13 protein-coding genes and 1 other annotated feature are annotated in these 13210 nt (G+C 40.8%); of the genes, 4 read left to right on the top strand and 9 right to left on the bottom strand.

Features of this window, described 5'->3' with window-relative positions; genetic code table 11:
• Positions 1-7: 7 nt before the first annotated feature.
• Positions 8-664: a phosphatase PAP2 family protein gene (locus tag ACYP5M_RS11435; RefSeq protein ID WP_434167661.1), complete on the bottom strand. Its 657-nt coding sequence runs from the start codon at positions 662-664 to the stop codon at positions 8-10.
• Between the two features lie 228 nt (positions 665-892).
• Entirely contained in the window at positions 893-2242 is a 1350-nt protein-coding gene (locus ACYP5M_RS11440; RefSeq protein WP_101223124.1) for an amino acid permease, read from the bottom strand.
• Between the two features lie 59 nt (positions 2243-2301).
• Positions 2302-2539 (bottom strand) — a binding site (T-box leader).
• 385 nt (positions 2540-2924) lie between these two features.
• Here ACYP5M_RS11440 and ACYP5M_RS11445 point away from each other — a divergent pair.
• Positions 2925-3302, top strand: a complete 378-nt coding sequence (locus ACYP5M_RS11445; protein WP_459735055.1) for a hypothetical protein — start codon at positions 2925-2927, stop codon at positions 3300-3302.
• Between the two features lie 393 nt (positions 3303-3695).
• On the opposite strand, the gene ACYP5M_RS11450 is transcribed toward ACYP5M_RS11445, so the two are convergent.
• Complete coding sequence (locus tag ACYP5M_RS11450) at positions 3696-3929, bottom strand: hypothetical protein (protein ID WP_459735056.1); 234 nt, start codon at positions 3927-3929, stop codon at positions 3696-3698.
• A 209-nt stretch (positions 3930-4138) separates the two neighbouring features.
• Between ACYP5M_RS11450 and ACYP5M_RS11455 the strand changes: the two genes are divergently transcribed.
• Positions 4139-5302 (top strand): MFS transporter, encoded by a 1164-nt coding sequence (locus tag ACYP5M_RS11455; RefSeq protein WP_459735057.1) that lies wholly within the window; start codon positions 4139-4141, stop codon positions 5300-5302.
• Between the two features lie 486 nt (positions 5303-5788).
• On the opposite strand, the gene ACYP5M_RS11460 is transcribed toward ACYP5M_RS11455, so the two are convergent.
• The 6 genes from ACYP5M_RS11460 to ACYP5M_RS11485 form a co-directional block, all read right to left on the bottom strand.
• Positions 5789-6430 (bottom strand): response regulator, encoded by a 642-nt coding sequence (locus tag ACYP5M_RS11460; protein WP_452444514.1) that lies wholly within the window; start codon positions 6428-6430, stop codon positions 5789-5791.
• Positions 6423-7469 carry a sensor histidine kinase gene (locus ACYP5M_RS11465; protein ID WP_434167664.1) on the bottom strand — a complete coding sequence of 349 codons (1047 nt, stop codon included), beginning with the start codon at positions 7467-7469 and terminating at the stop codon, positions 6423-6425. Before ACYP5M_RS11465 ends, ACYP5M_RS11460 begins: the two co-directional genes overlap by 8 nt.
• The gene (gene liaF / locus ACYP5M_RS11470; RefSeq protein ID WP_434167665.1) at positions 7466-8212 is read right to left on the bottom strand and encodes a cell wall-active antibiotics response protein LiaF; all 747 of its coding nucleotides are present in this window, start codon (positions 8210-8212) and stop codon (positions 7466-7468) included. The genes ACYP5M_RS11465 and liaF overlap by 4 nt, the downstream gene beginning before the upstream one ends.
• A gap of 155 nt (positions 8213-8367) precedes the next feature.
• On the bottom strand, positions 8368-9003 hold the full coding sequence (locus tag ACYP5M_RS11475; RefSeq protein WP_434167666.1) for a PspA/IM30 family protein: 636 nt from the start codon (positions 9001-9003) through the stop codon (positions 8368-8370).
• 19 nt (positions 9004-9022) lie between these two features.
• The gene (locus tag ACYP5M_RS11480) at positions 9023-9370 is read right to left on the bottom strand and encodes a lmo0954 family membrane protein (protein ID WP_101223131.1); all 348 of its coding nucleotides are present in this window, start codon (positions 9368-9370) and stop codon (positions 9023-9025) included.
• A gap of 237 nt (positions 9371-9607) precedes the next feature.
• Positions 9608-10222, bottom strand: a complete 615-nt coding sequence (locus tag ACYP5M_RS11485) for a TetR/AcrR family transcriptional regulator (protein WP_434167667.1) — start codon at positions 10220-10222, stop codon at positions 9608-9610.
• A gap of 172 nt (positions 10223-10394) precedes the next feature.
• Between ACYP5M_RS11485 and kynU the strand changes: the two genes are divergently transcribed.
• Together kynU and ACYP5M_RS11495 are read left to right on the top strand one after the other, a co-directional pair.
• Positions 10395-11672 carry a kynureninase gene (kynU, locus tag ACYP5M_RS11490; RefSeq protein ID WP_402939341.1) on the top strand — a complete coding sequence of 426 codons (1278 nt, stop codon included), beginning with the start codon at positions 10395-10397 and terminating at the stop codon, positions 11670-11672.
• Positions 11673-11761: 89 nt separating this feature from the next.
• Positions 11762-13183, top strand: coding sequence for an amino acid permease (locus ACYP5M_RS11495; RefSeq protein ID WP_434167668.1), 1422 nt, complete (start codon positions 11762-11764; stop codon positions 13181-13183).
• Positions 13184-13210: the final 27 nt, after the last annotated feature.

Here is a 13210-nt window from a genome sequence, read left to right on the forward strand (position 1 = left end):
CATATGGTTACTTTTTAATTTGCCTCGCTGTGTAATGATTGGCCTGAATAGCCGATAGTGCTTGGAACATATACTGGACAGCTGCATATACCCCGCATGCAAGGAGTATTCCAGCGAGTACATCCAATACAGCATGCTGTTTCGTAAATAGCGTCGAGAGGATGATCAGTGTTCCGAATGCAGTGACACTGGCATACTCCCATTTGTGCTCTTCTTTCCGCTTATGGGCAACGATCATCATGATGAATGTAGTCAGTACATGTATGCTAGGAAGACAGTTGACAGGTTGATCATGACTATAGACGAATCGCATTAAATGGGCAAATATATCGTTACCCACCACTTCCGGACGCGGAACTGTCGTTTGCCAAAGGCAATATACAAGAAAACAGAAAAGTTTCCCCGATATCAAACTGCCTAATCCTACGAAATAGTGCTTTCGGTCAACAAAACAGTAGTAAATCAGCAATCCATAAATATACGGATACCAAAGTAAATAAGGAACGACAAATTCTTTAATAAAGGGAATCTCCCCATCTATTATAGTCGTAACATCGACAGCATGACCTGAAGATTGATTGATGATTGAATAGATGGAACTAGTAATCACCAAAAGTATTAAATAATATAACGGGTGAAAGGATAGTAAGGAATTATTTTTCATAGCTCGCTCCGACTTTCAATATATTGGTTTTTTTCCAAAGATTATTATACAACATTTTTCACTAGATTAACTCTTTAATTGCTAAAGTTAATGATTCCCATGAACTAGTAAAATGGATATCTCTTACTTTTCATCAGACCATGAATACATAACGAAAGCCATGGCATATACCACGGCTTGAAACGGAAACTTATATGCGGGAAGGCAAAAGTGATCACTCCGCCTTCTCTAGATTTTGTTATGGCGTTTTTTCCATACATACGTTAAGGAAATGAAGATGTAGATGCAAAGTGTAATGATTGTAACGACTATGGATGTCGTGAAAATGATTCCGATCAGGATCGTTATTAAAGCGATGATCGCAGCCCAGGTCGTATACGGGAACCATTTTACCGAATAGGCACTTGTTTTTCCTGACTGTTGTTTACGTGATTTCAAATGGGCGAAAGCAATGATCAACCAGATGAATAATACGGTATATCCAAGCGAACCCATTAAGAAATCGAAGGTCTTGCTTCCAGCAAATAAGGAAATCAGTACACCGCCATATAAAGCGGAAGTACACATTAATATTGCGGGAACAGGTACTTTCTTCTTGGATAAACGGGAAAAGATTTTCGGAACGCGACCATCCACGGCTTGTGTATACAGAACGCGGGATGATCCATACAACCCGGAGTTCATCGATGAAATGATCGCTAATAGAACAACGGCGTTCATGATATGGTCGGCACCAGGAATACCGATCATTTGAAAGACCATTACAAACGGACTTTCCTTCACTCCGTTTACTTCGTTCCAAGGAATTAAGCTAACGATGATGAAAAAAGGAATGATATAGAAAGAAATGATCCTGACCAATGTACTGCGAACGGCCTTTGGAACCACTTTTTCAGGATTTTTCGTTTCAGCTAATGTGACCCCGATGATTTCCGTACCGCCATATGAATAGATTACCACCAGCATCGCAGTGATCAAACCTGTCGATCCATTCGGAAAGAAACCTCCATGCTCGGTCAAGTTAGAAAAACCGACGGCTGTATGATCACCAAAAGTAACGAGCAGCAACAATAATCCAGCCATGATGAACACAATGATGACGGTAATCTTAATTAAAGCAAGCCAGTACTCCGTTTCAGCAAAAACCTTTACCGACAGTAAGTTAACCGCAGTAACTAAAACCGAAACAGCTAATGCCAATATCCAGATTGGATATCCAGGCAGCCAATATTGAATGAAAATTGCCGCAACCACTGATTCGGCCGCGATATTCAATACCCACATTTTCCAATAAATCCAATCCAGGAAATAGGCAGGATACTTTCCTAAAATCGATTGGACCAAATCCCTGAATGTTCGTGCACCGCTATTGCGGACCGCCATTTCAGCTAAACCTTGCATGATGAATAATAGGATGATGCCTCCTATCAAGTACGCAATGATTACGGAAGGACCTGCCATATCAATGGCTGAACTGCTTCCTTTAAATAAACCTGCCCCGATGGCACCTCCTAATGCCATCATCGTTATATGCCTTGAAGTCATTGTCCTCTGTAAATTCCGTTTGTCCGTTTCCATATCCTTACCTCCCCAAAATCAAAAAAAGCATATCGTCTCTTCCTTCATAATCAAATGAAGAAAGAGACGATATGCCTTAAGCTTACCGCGGTACCACTCTTATTGGCTCTCTTTTAGAACCCTGCTTTAAAAACCTTGTAACGAAGGTCAATCGTTAAAACAAAAGAATGGAATAATTCCTATCTTTCGCTTTACCACTCCCAGGCAAGTTCAAAGTATCATTGGACTGCGTTGCACCAACCCGCAGCTCTCTTTACCGAATAATGAGCTTTTACTACTCCTGATCATTGCGTTTCAAAAATTATATCTGAATATTTTTAATAATATCCAATACTATACGGACTCAAGGTAAATTTGTCAATAACTTTCTTAGGATAATATTTTCAAAGAAATAAATTAGGGGAGATCAACTTGAGCCAGCTATTACGATCTTGTGAAGACGAGTGGTTCTATTTCCGTTTCTTGGCAAACGCAGGCGATAAGACTGGTTGCTACAGCAGCTTATCTGTTAGAAATGTATCATGAGGTCACCTCCTTCCCCGTCTATAATTAGATGGAAAAGCAAAACCGTGACCTTCTTCCCGCACTCGGTTTCCTCTATATTTTTCCATATATTCAATGTTATAGTATTTATATAGGAAATAACTCTAACGAATAACTCACTATCTGTTTGGAGGACATAATGAAAAAAACCTTAATTATTATAATTTTTTTATTATCTGTTTTGGTTGGGTGTAGTAACGGTGATAAATACATGAATCTTTCTGGGGAGAGCGATCATTGGAAAGGAGAGTATGTTGCAACCGCTACTGAAGATTCGGAAAATGGAACCTATACTTTTAAATATAAAGATGTAGCCAGCGATGTATTTTTCAAGACTATGGAGATTTCAATTAATGATGGAGAAACTAAGCAAAATGAAACAAACCATGAAGGACCAACCATTGAAATATCGACTGCATGTAGCGGGTGTTCAGTTACTAATGAAAGTATTCCTATAAATGTAACAATCAAATGGGATGGTAATACAGAAGTCTTTACTTTAGAGCAAAGCAAATAAAAAGAGGGCGTATTTTGCCCTCTAGCCCAAATTAATTTCCTTTGTTTACGAGTGCAGCTAACATCTGAACTAGATCCCGAAATAAGTAGCCAACGTATAAGCAATGACGAAAAGGCTTACCGCAATAACAACTAAAGACATCACTCTATTAGCTCAAATTTCTCTGGGTCAATTTTAACAAATTCATTTTTATATAATTATAGGATAAATACCCTCTAATATCCTAACTAACAAAATGGAACCGATAAATCCGGAATGACGGCGGCTTTTAAAGGTCTTTTTCATCAATAATTCCGGCTGGAAAAAATCCACAATTAACACAGCTCCTGTTTTGCCTAATCAAATCAATATTTTCAAATAAGCTTCTTGATTTTCCTAGACTCTCCTAACCTTTTAAAACTCCATCCCTAACCAGGATGCAGCCACCATCAGAACCCCAACGACAATCACAATAACCGGTCCTACAACAATTAATCCAAATAGCAGTGAGCCTACTGCGTCCAGGAAGATTCGAAATGGTCCTGCTTTTTCCTTTTTATTCTTTTGCTGCGTTAATAAGTCTTCCAGATGACCGACTTTTTGCTTCAATTCCTGCAACTCTTGAATTACTTTTGTGTCCTGGTCCATGAATTACCACCCTCCCCAATTAACAATAAGTGTTAATTCTATCATTTACATCCATTTTTTAAAAATAAAATTTAACCTCGAAACCAACTCTATCATTCTATTTTCATCCATAAAATTTAAACTTTTTTTTCAAATTCTGTCATCAATGATACAATAACATGGTCTGAAATCAATCCATTCTATAGAACACGTGAGGTATCATATTTTTTATGAAAGCAATACGATTATTAAAGAGTTTTAACTTTTTATATTTTGGACTGCTTGCCATTTTCATTCCGTTTCTCCCAGTCTATCTGGCTGATCAAGGTTTGCGTCCAGCCCAAATCGGATTCATCGTCGGTACAGGAGGTTTTGTCACCCTCATCACCCAGCCTTTATGGGGAATGATCAGCGACAAAACAAGGACAATACGAAAAGTCCTGTTGTTACTCATCTTTTTCTCGAGCGTAATTGGTTATTTCCTCTATGATTCAAGCAGTTATCTTCAGCTCATCCTGTTTGCCATGCTGCTATATTTCTTTTTGATGCCGATCGATCCCCTGACGGAAAGCCTCAATTTTACGATGGCAGAGAAATCCGGGATCAGCTACGGCTCCATCCGGACATATGGTGCATTGGGTTATGCGGTCATATCGTTGATCACCGGCTATGTTATGTCATATTTCGGAGCGAACAGCCTTGCGTTCCTTTTTGCAGGAATAGGTTTGATCAGCTTCATTGTCAGCTGGATGATGCCTGATGCTCCCGTTTCAGGGAAACCTGTCACCTTAAGCAGCCTTAAGCATTTTTTCAGTAATAAAGAGACGCTTCTCTTTCTGTTATTGGTCTTTATCTGTGCTGTTCCAGCAAGGATGAACGATACCTTCCTTGGAGTATATATCCGGGAACTTGGAGGAAGTGCCAAGCTTGTAGGCTTGACCTGGTTCTTGGCGGCGGGAAGTGAAATCGTTGTATTCGCCCTAAGCTTTTGGTGGCTGCGCAAAGGTAAGGAAATCATCATCATTTCGTTTGCAGCAGCGTTTTTCTTTATCCGTTATTTCGTCTCTGCGTGGATTACCGATCCACAGCTATTAGCTTATTTGCAAGTCATGCAGCTATTGACTTTCCCGATTTTCTACTCGGCGGCCATCCAATATCTTTACCGTATCGTTCCGGTGGAATGGCGTGCCACAGGCCAGACCGTACTGGCGCTGCTATTCTTCGGGGTTTCGGGAATCATTGCTTCTTATATAGGCGGAGCCATATATGGAGCATATGGAGGGAAGACCCTTTACCTGTTCATCTCCTCTATCTCCTTTATAGGAATGGTATTCGCTTTGGTTCTTTATCGGATATACGGAACGAGGCTCGATACCGCAGAGGAAGCTGTATAATCTAAAAAACGGTATAAAAAAGAGCATGTTTTGATTAAAACATGCTCTTTTTACATTCCGTTAGCGAAATAAAGGGGCAACCGTCAACATTAACACAGAGGAGCAAAGCAGTATAGTAGTTGTCCTGTTTGAGAGTTTTACTTGTTTGCCATTTTTATAGAAACCTGAAAATTGAAGCCGGTTTTTATAGAGTACATAAAGTAATGGAAAAATTGCCATACCAACGATCCATCCGCCCGTGGTATTCTCTACGGTTATTCCAAAAATCGCATAGATTGAATTAATGATGAGCCCCATTATCATTCCAATAACGAAAATAATGGTGATTATACGAAATAATTCTAAAATCACTCTTAACATCATTTCACCTACTTTTTTCCTGTAATCCGTAAAAAAGGCTGCAATCAGCAACCTTGAATGAACTTTACAGGATGGGATATTTCCCTAAATATAACAAACTTTCCTCTATTGGTAAATAGACGCTCTTTACTCTTCCTCTTGAACGAGCGAATGCTTAAATGCGTAAATCACTGCTTGCGTGCGGTCCTGTACCGCAAGCTTGCTTAATATATTGCTGACATGCACTTTGACTGTTTTCAGGGCTATGTATAGTTCATCGGCAATTTCCTGATTCGTTTTCCCTTGAGTCATAAGCAATAAAATTTCCATTTCACGGTTTGTCAATTGATCATGAAGCTGGGTGATTTTAGGGCGACGCAGCTTTTCCATCATTTTTCCCGTCACTTCAGGTTCAAGTACGCTTTGACCTTGGAAAGTGGAACGGACGGCTCTCGCAATCTCGCTGGCCTTTGATGTTTTCAACATATAGCTCGTCGCTCCGGCTTCCAATGCCGGGTACACTTTTTCATCATCCAGGAAGCTTGTCACAATGATGATCTTTGCTTCAGGCCATTTTTCGATAATTCGTTTCGTCGCTTCTATGCCGTCCATTTCCGGCATCACCAAATCCATCAAAATGATATCCGGACGCAATTCCATTGCCAGTTCGACAGCTTTCAAGCCATTGTCCGCTTCCCCGATCACTTCGATATCCGATTGTGCGGATAAATAAGCCGATACCCCTATCCTTACCATTTCATGGTCATCGACAAATAATACTTTAATCATCATGATCACCTCCAGCATTTAATAATGGGATTTTCACTTCAAGTTTCGTTCCTTTATTCGGAACGCTTACAAGTTGCATCGTTCCGCCTAATTCAACAGCCCGTTCATGCATGTTTTGCAGACCATATGATCCCGTTTTCGACTCCTCGACGTTAAAACCGATGCCGTCATCCGTTATTCGTAAAATGACCATTCCATCACGAACGATCAATAGCACTTCAAGCGAATTGGCTTTTGCATGTCTCAGTGTATTGGAAATCGATTCTTGTAAAATCCGAAACAGATGGTCCTCAATCCCCTTATCCAAAGTGACAGGCTCCATCTTCCAATTTATATCCATCGTCACTTTTTGGGCCAATTCCAAAAGAAGCTCCTTCATTCCTTCATGTAAAGATTTTCCCTTTAATGCAACAGGTCTCAAATGAAGCAATAGCGCCCTCATCTCAAGCTGGGATTGATGGATCATTTCTTCCACTACCTTGAATTGTTTCATTTCCGTTTTTTCCATATCGGATTGTGATTCAGTGATGGCCGACATGAACATTGAAGCTGCAAACAATTGCTGACTCACCGAATCATGCAGCTCCCGCGCCAAACGGTTTCGTTCCTGGGAAACGATTTCCTGGATTTGTTTCTCCTGATCAATGGCCTTTTCATTCGCCATTTTTTGCGATAATTTTGTCTGCTCATTGATTTGCTTATGGATCAGTTGCATCCGTTCCGCCATTTTAGCGATTTCTTGGACCGGATACCCCTCCTGTTGCGATGGCAGACGGCCCTGTTCAAGTAAATGCAGCCCTTCATCCACCCTTTCGAGCTGCCTCTTCCAAAACATTCCCGAAACAACTCCATAAATCAGCCCTACCGTCATGACCAGGCTTGGCAGGAATATGACGAAGGGTAACCCCATGACCATTTTCTCCCATAATAAGTTCCAGTCGGATAAAGGAAAAATGAAGAAAACCGCCGCCGGCAAGGCAAGGGAAAGAACAAAAGCAACACCAAGGGCAGTCAATATCTGCCGTGTCAGTATGCTCATATCCGCTTCACCTCTAAATCCCCAACTAAGATTGAAGTGATGATATGAACCTTGTGATCCGTTTCATTGAACCCTTCCGTTTGGTAGGAATAAATTTGATTAAAGACCCTGGATTCAGGCTTATTCTCAAAGATCCGCGCTCTGCCTGCAATGACAGAATGATGGACCCTGATTTCGATTCCATACGGTACAAAAACAGTGATATTGCCAATGATATTCCTGATGGAAATGACAGCGTCGCCCTTCGGTAAAATCGTTTTGCTTAAATCGATAACCGTATCACCGACACCGCCCTGAACATTCACGGAATTCCATTCATATACATGTTCGGCCGTTTGTTGATGACCGAACAATTTATTTTTAAATAGATAATCGGTTTTCAGCAGTGGCTCCTTATTGATCCGTTCTTCGTCCGAATCATCATTGGTTATAATGGGACTGACCCAATCAGGATTCTTTTTGGACTGATAATATAAAAGCAATAGATAAATAAGGATCGCCATTAGGAAAAATCTAAAAACGAACATATTCAAGACGGTGATGATAAGGGAAATCAGCCCTATAAAAAATAGAATTTTCCCGATTGTCCGTTTTGTGAATTTCCTGCCTAAATAGATACATCCTATTGAAAAAGCGATGGAAAAAAGGAGACCTCCACCCGTAAATGAAATCTCTAAAAAAAGCAGGACGACTCCGATGAGAAGTATCCATCCCATATAGTCCGTCTTCATCTTGTTCAACATCGGTTCGCCTCCCCTGTATATGATCATGATATTCTTAAAAGGCACAGGAACCCGTGCCTTTTAAGAATACCATGAAATTATCATTTTCTGACAGCCTGTTTTCCCCGACCTCCATTCCAAAAGGCCAGGGGATTACAGAGATGCCTTACAAACCTTTACGCTTCTTTCTGTTCCAATTCTTTTTCAAGCTGGACAATCCTGGCATCGATCGTATGCCGATTATAATCTGTATGGACCTGGTGCTCGATGCGATCGATATAATGCTCCATTTCTTCAAACATCGCTACCGGTTTGGCTTCGGAATTGCCTCCGTCCAATACCCGATTGATCCGGTTGTTTGCCCGGGCAATATTTTCCCTGCCCATCAGTTCCAACCGCTTTAGATGCATATCCTTCAGCTTATGCTTCATTTCTTCATATTTCCGCTCCAGTTCAGCTAACTGAACCTCTGCACTTTTATGCGCCTCTTTCAAACTTAGCGCCCGACCTTCATAGTGCAGGCTTTCCTTTACAGCAAATTCCATTAGATCGGTTTCTCCTGACTGCTTAGCAATCTCAGCCTGATGCTTACGTTTTTCAGCTAGATTTTGCGCTTGATTATATTCACGCGTAAACTCTTCTTTCAAAAGATATTGACGTTCAAGCAGCTTACCGACCTTATCTGTCTCCTGCTCACATTGGCGCAAATATTGATTTAACATTCCAATCGGATTTTTTTGCTCCTTCTTATCCAACAAGTCATGAAAATCCGCTGAAATCGTTTGTTTCATTCTTGAAAATAAATTACCCATTTCAATTCCGTCCCTTCTATTAGTTCTTATTCAACTCTTTCCACTCTCTTTCAAAATTTGAGAACGGGTCATTTTCTTTCGATGATTCACTTTCATCATTTTCATTCCATTTTTTATAAACCAGGTAAAGAACATAAGCCGCCACCAGTCCCAATATTGCCGGGATATGGGAAATAGAAACGATCAGCACGATAATGGAGACTGATCCCCACGCAATCTTCGCCCCTGTCGATTCGGACTTCATGAACTGCTTGAACCCAAAGTATAGGATCGCCAAGCAAATCGCCAGGCTGATCAGTGGACCAACGTTCGCCAGTAACAGGAAAAGTGCGATCAGTCCTACAATAAATAAACCAAATTTCTTCATTGTTTTCGTCCTCCTTTCTATGTTTATATCTTATCTACTTTTACAAGTTCGTATAATGAGCCTTAGCTATATTTTCTAGTAAGACTTAAGGCGTAGACGCTGTAAGTCCGATGCTAATGACGGCGTTTATTAGTGTGTTTGGGCGGCTTACTCGTGAATTCTGCGGGTTTACTCGTGAGTTTTGAAATAAAAAAAATCTTCCGATAAAACCGGAAGATTGGTGTACTGTCATTATCATTACAAATACAAGCCTTCGACGTAAACTGAGGTGATGGTTTGAGCAATTTCTTCGACAGTGCTTTGGTGTTCGTTTCGGACAATTTCCCACAGATACATTTCATTTGTGAAAAACCACCCTCTTGCCACAAGCTCATGGTTTAGTTCAGGCCTTGCCAGACCATTTTGCTGTGCATAGGCGACGTCCTTTGAAATTCGCTGAATGAACTTCATGCGAATCGCTTTCCATTTATCTGAAATAATGGTTGATATCCCAATGGCCTGTTCGAAAACTTGCATCATGTTGCGTTCAGCTTCTGCCATTTTCAAAAATGAATTAGCTTGTCTGTTTATGATATGTTTTGCTTCGTCTTTTGATTTTGGAAAGAAAGAGGTCTCGGCAATTTCATAGAATTGCTCCATTACATTCTCCATTAATACAATTAACAGATCCTCTTTCCCTTTAAAATGAACATAGGCCGTTCCGTATCCGATGTTTGCCCTTTTGATCATTTGGGAAATAAGCGCAGCTTGATAACCTTCTTCAAGAAATATTTCCTTTGCAGCTTCCAATAACTTTTGTCGTGTCATGATCGAGCGTAAATGCCGTTTATCCCCTACTTTGCCATTCTCCATGCTTATTCCTCCCCTTATCTTCTAGCATAAAGGATTTCCATAAAATAAAAAACATTTGTTGGAAAGTTCGATTCAATGTTTATAATTTTCTGAATTAACTTATTGACACCATGTCATATTCTTTGGTACGATTCTCCTAGAATTATTAATATACTAATATAGGAGGATGATTATGGTTTCTGAATATACATTGGATCACGCTAAACAAATGGATGAGAATGATACGCTTAAAGGTTTTCGAGAAGAGTTTTATTTAAAGCCGGATTCCATCTATATGGATGGAAACTCATTGGGGCTTCTTTCGAAAAGGGCTGAACGCACTCTTCTGGAGTCTTTGGAAGATTGGAAAGAGCATGGGATCGATGGATGGACGCAAGGGAATCACCCATGGTTTTTCATGGCTGAGAAATTGGGCGCGAAGATGTCCCAATTGGTCGGAGCTTCTCCCGAGGAAGTTATTGTAACCGGCTCCACAACCGTGAATCTGCATCAGCTTGTAGCTACTTTTTATAAGCCTGAAGGAATGCGCACAAAAATTTTGGCAGATGAATTAACCTTTCCGACTGATATTTATGCTCTTCAAAGTCAGCTGCGTACACATGGATACGATCCGGAAACCGATCTCATCCGCGTCAAAAGCCGCGATGGCAGATTTCTTGAAGAAGATGACATTATCCAAGCAATGACCGATGACATCGCTTTAATCATCTTACCAACGGTCCTTTATCGCAGCGGTCAAATATTGGATATGAAACGATTGACTGATGAGGCTCATAAAAGAGGAATTGTAATCGGATTTGACGGATGCCATTCCATCGGTGCCATCCCGCATTCATTCAGCGAATGGGATGTGGATTTTGCGTATTGGTGCAATTATAAACATTTAAATGGCGGTCCTGGCGGTGTTGGCGGTTTATATGTAAATCGAAAACATTTTGGAACGATGCCTGGATTGGCTGGATGGTTCGGCTCCAAAAAAGATAAACAATTCGATATGGAACATACCTTAACACCAGCTGAATCAGCAGGAGCGTATCAAATTGGCACGCCCCATGTGTTAAGTTGTGCGCCTTTAATTGGGTCTTTGGACATTTTTATAGAAGCGGGAATTGAGAATATTCGCGAAAAATCCCTGAAAATCAATCAATATTTAATGGATTTAGTCGAATTCGAATTGGAAGACATGGGATTTTTCATTGGAACTCCTAGTGAAGACATACGCCGCGGAGGTCATGTAAGCCTCGAGCATAAAGAAGCTGCACGGATATGCAAGGCATTGAAAGAGAACGGTGTCATTCCAGATTTCCGGGCACCTAACATCATTCGTCTCGCTCCGGTTGCACTATATACTTCCTACGCAGAAGTTTGGGAAGTTGTACAAATACTCAAGAAAATCATGTCAGAAAAACAATATGAAAAATTCAAGAATGAGCGTGAAGTGGTCGCATAACATGGAATTCCGCCAAATGGGGCTCATCCCTCAAATGGTTAGTTAATTATGGCAGGCTGAAATCTTTTTTTAAAAAAAGGGGATGAACTATGGAGAACAAAAATACTCAATTGAACTTTAAAGATGAGCCAGAAAAAGGATTAAAGCGAGAGCTGAAAACAAGTCAGCTTTCCATGATCGCGATGGGCTGTGCCATCGGGACGGGGCTATTTCTTGGCAGCGGACTTGCGATTCAAGCGGCAGGGCCAAGTGTATTGCTCAGTTATGCTCTTGGGGCGTTCATTGTCTTACTATTGATGGGCTGTTTAGCCGAAATGACGGTTGCCCATCCTACTTCCGGATCTTTTGGGGCCATTGCGGAAAAGTACATGACTCCAATGGCAGGCTATCTTGTCCGCTATTCCTATTGGATTGGCAATGTTTTGGCTGTTGGGGTTGAAGTAAGTGCAGTCAGCGTATATATGAATTATTGGTTTCCGACCGTGCCGGGAATCGTATGGATTTTGTTGTTTGCAGGTGTCCTGATTTATGTAAATGCTACCAGCGTGAATACATTCGCGACATTTGAGTATTGGTTCTCCTTTATTAAAATAAGTGCCATTGTTGGTTTTATCCTTCTTGGAGCCTATGTACTATTCGGTTCATCCGAACAGCCGCATATAGGACCGGAAAACTTCGTGAATGAAGGCGGTTTTTTCCCATTTGGTTTGAAGGGGATGTGGATAGCCGTATTTATTTCTTTATTCAGCTTTCTGGGAACTGAATTGATAGCGGTTACATCTGGGGAAGCAAAAGATCCGGATGCAGCTGTCCCTAAAGCATTAAAAGCGACCGTGTTCCGTTTATCCACTTTCTATGTGCTGACAATCGGCATCATGCTGATGATCGTTCCTTGGAAAACGGCAGGGATCGAGGTAAGCCCATTCGTAAAAGTGATGGAAATCTTGAACATTCCAGGTGCATCCGGGATCATGAACTTTATTATTCTAACGGCTGCCATATCTGCCATGAACGCTCAGCTCTATGCTTCAACACGGATGATGTTTTCATTGGCACGTGGAAAACATGCACCTAGCTTTTTAGGAAAGTTAAACAAAAGTGGTGTACCTACAAAAGCCCTTGCTGTCTCTTCAACGGGGATTTTCATCGCTGCAGGCGTTCATGCGTTACTTCCTGGTTCATCCTATGCTTTCATGATGGGGATTTCCATGTTCGGTGCCATGTTCACATGGCTCATGATCTTCATTTCCCATTTGTTTTTTAGAGTGAAATGGGAGAAAACAGGCGGACGCAAGTTACCGGTAAGGATGATCGGTTTTCCCTATTTAACGATACTGGGAGCCGTTCTTCTATTCAGTTTGATGATTACGTCATGGTTTACGGATTTCAAAATCATGCTTCAATTCGGGATTCCTTGGTTACTATTTTTAGCTGTTGCTTATTTTATTTCAAAAAGAAGAAATAATAACCATAATGTAATGGAAGAATCTCTGGAAAAGAAGATAGAATAGAATGACGAAATAAATAGTTTTTTGCAT

The sequence above is a fragment of the Peribacillus sp. N1 genome (assembly GCF_054600815.1).

Coding starts and splice junctions, on each gene's coding strand:
- ACYP5M_RS11435 (WP_434167661.1), bottom strand. CDS start 664: ATGAAAAATAATTCCTTACTATCCTTTCACCCGTTATATTATTTAATA.
- ACYP5M_RS11440 (WP_101223124.1), bottom strand. CDS start 2,242: ATGGAAACGGACAAACGGAATTTACAGAGGACAATGACTTCAAGGCAT.
- ACYP5M_RS11445 (WP_459735055.1), top strand. CDS start 2,925: ATGAAAAAAACCTTAATTATTATAATTTTTTTATTATCTGTTTTGGTT.
- ACYP5M_RS11450 (WP_459735056.1), bottom strand. CDS start 3,929: ATGGACCAGGACACAAAAGTAATTCAAGAGTTGCAGGAATTGAAGCAA.
- ACYP5M_RS11455 (WP_459735057.1), top strand. CDS start 4,139: ATGAAAGCAATACGATTATTAAAGAGTTTTAACTTTTTATATTTTGGA.
- ACYP5M_RS11460 (WP_452444514.1), bottom strand. CDS start 6,430: ATGATTAAAGTATTATTTGTCGATGACCATGAAATGGTAAGGATAGGG.
- ACYP5M_RS11465 (WP_434167664.1), bottom strand. CDS start 7,469: ATGAGCATACTGACACGGCAGATATTGACTGCCCTTGGTGTTGCTTTT.
- liaF (WP_434167665.1), bottom strand. CDS start 8,212: ATGTTGAACAAGATGAAGACGGACTATATGGGATGGATACTTCTCATC.
- ACYP5M_RS11475 (WP_434167666.1), bottom strand. CDS start 9,003: ATGGGTAATTTATTTTCAAGAATGAAACAAACGATTTCAGCGGATTTT.
- ACYP5M_RS11480 (WP_101223131.1), bottom strand. CDS start 9,370: ATGAAGAAATTTGGTTTATTTATTGTAGGACTGATCGCACTTTTCCTG.
- ACYP5M_RS11485 (WP_434167667.1), bottom strand. CDS start 10,222: ATGGAGAATGGCAAAGTAGGGGATAAACGGCATTTACGCTCGATCATG.
- kynU (WP_402939341.1), top strand. CDS start 10,395: ATGGTTTCTGAATATACATTGGATCACGCTAAACAAATGGATGAGAAT.
- ACYP5M_RS11495 (WP_434167668.1), top strand. CDS start 11,762: ATGGAGAACAAAAATACTCAATTGAACTTTAAAGATGAGCCAGAAAAA.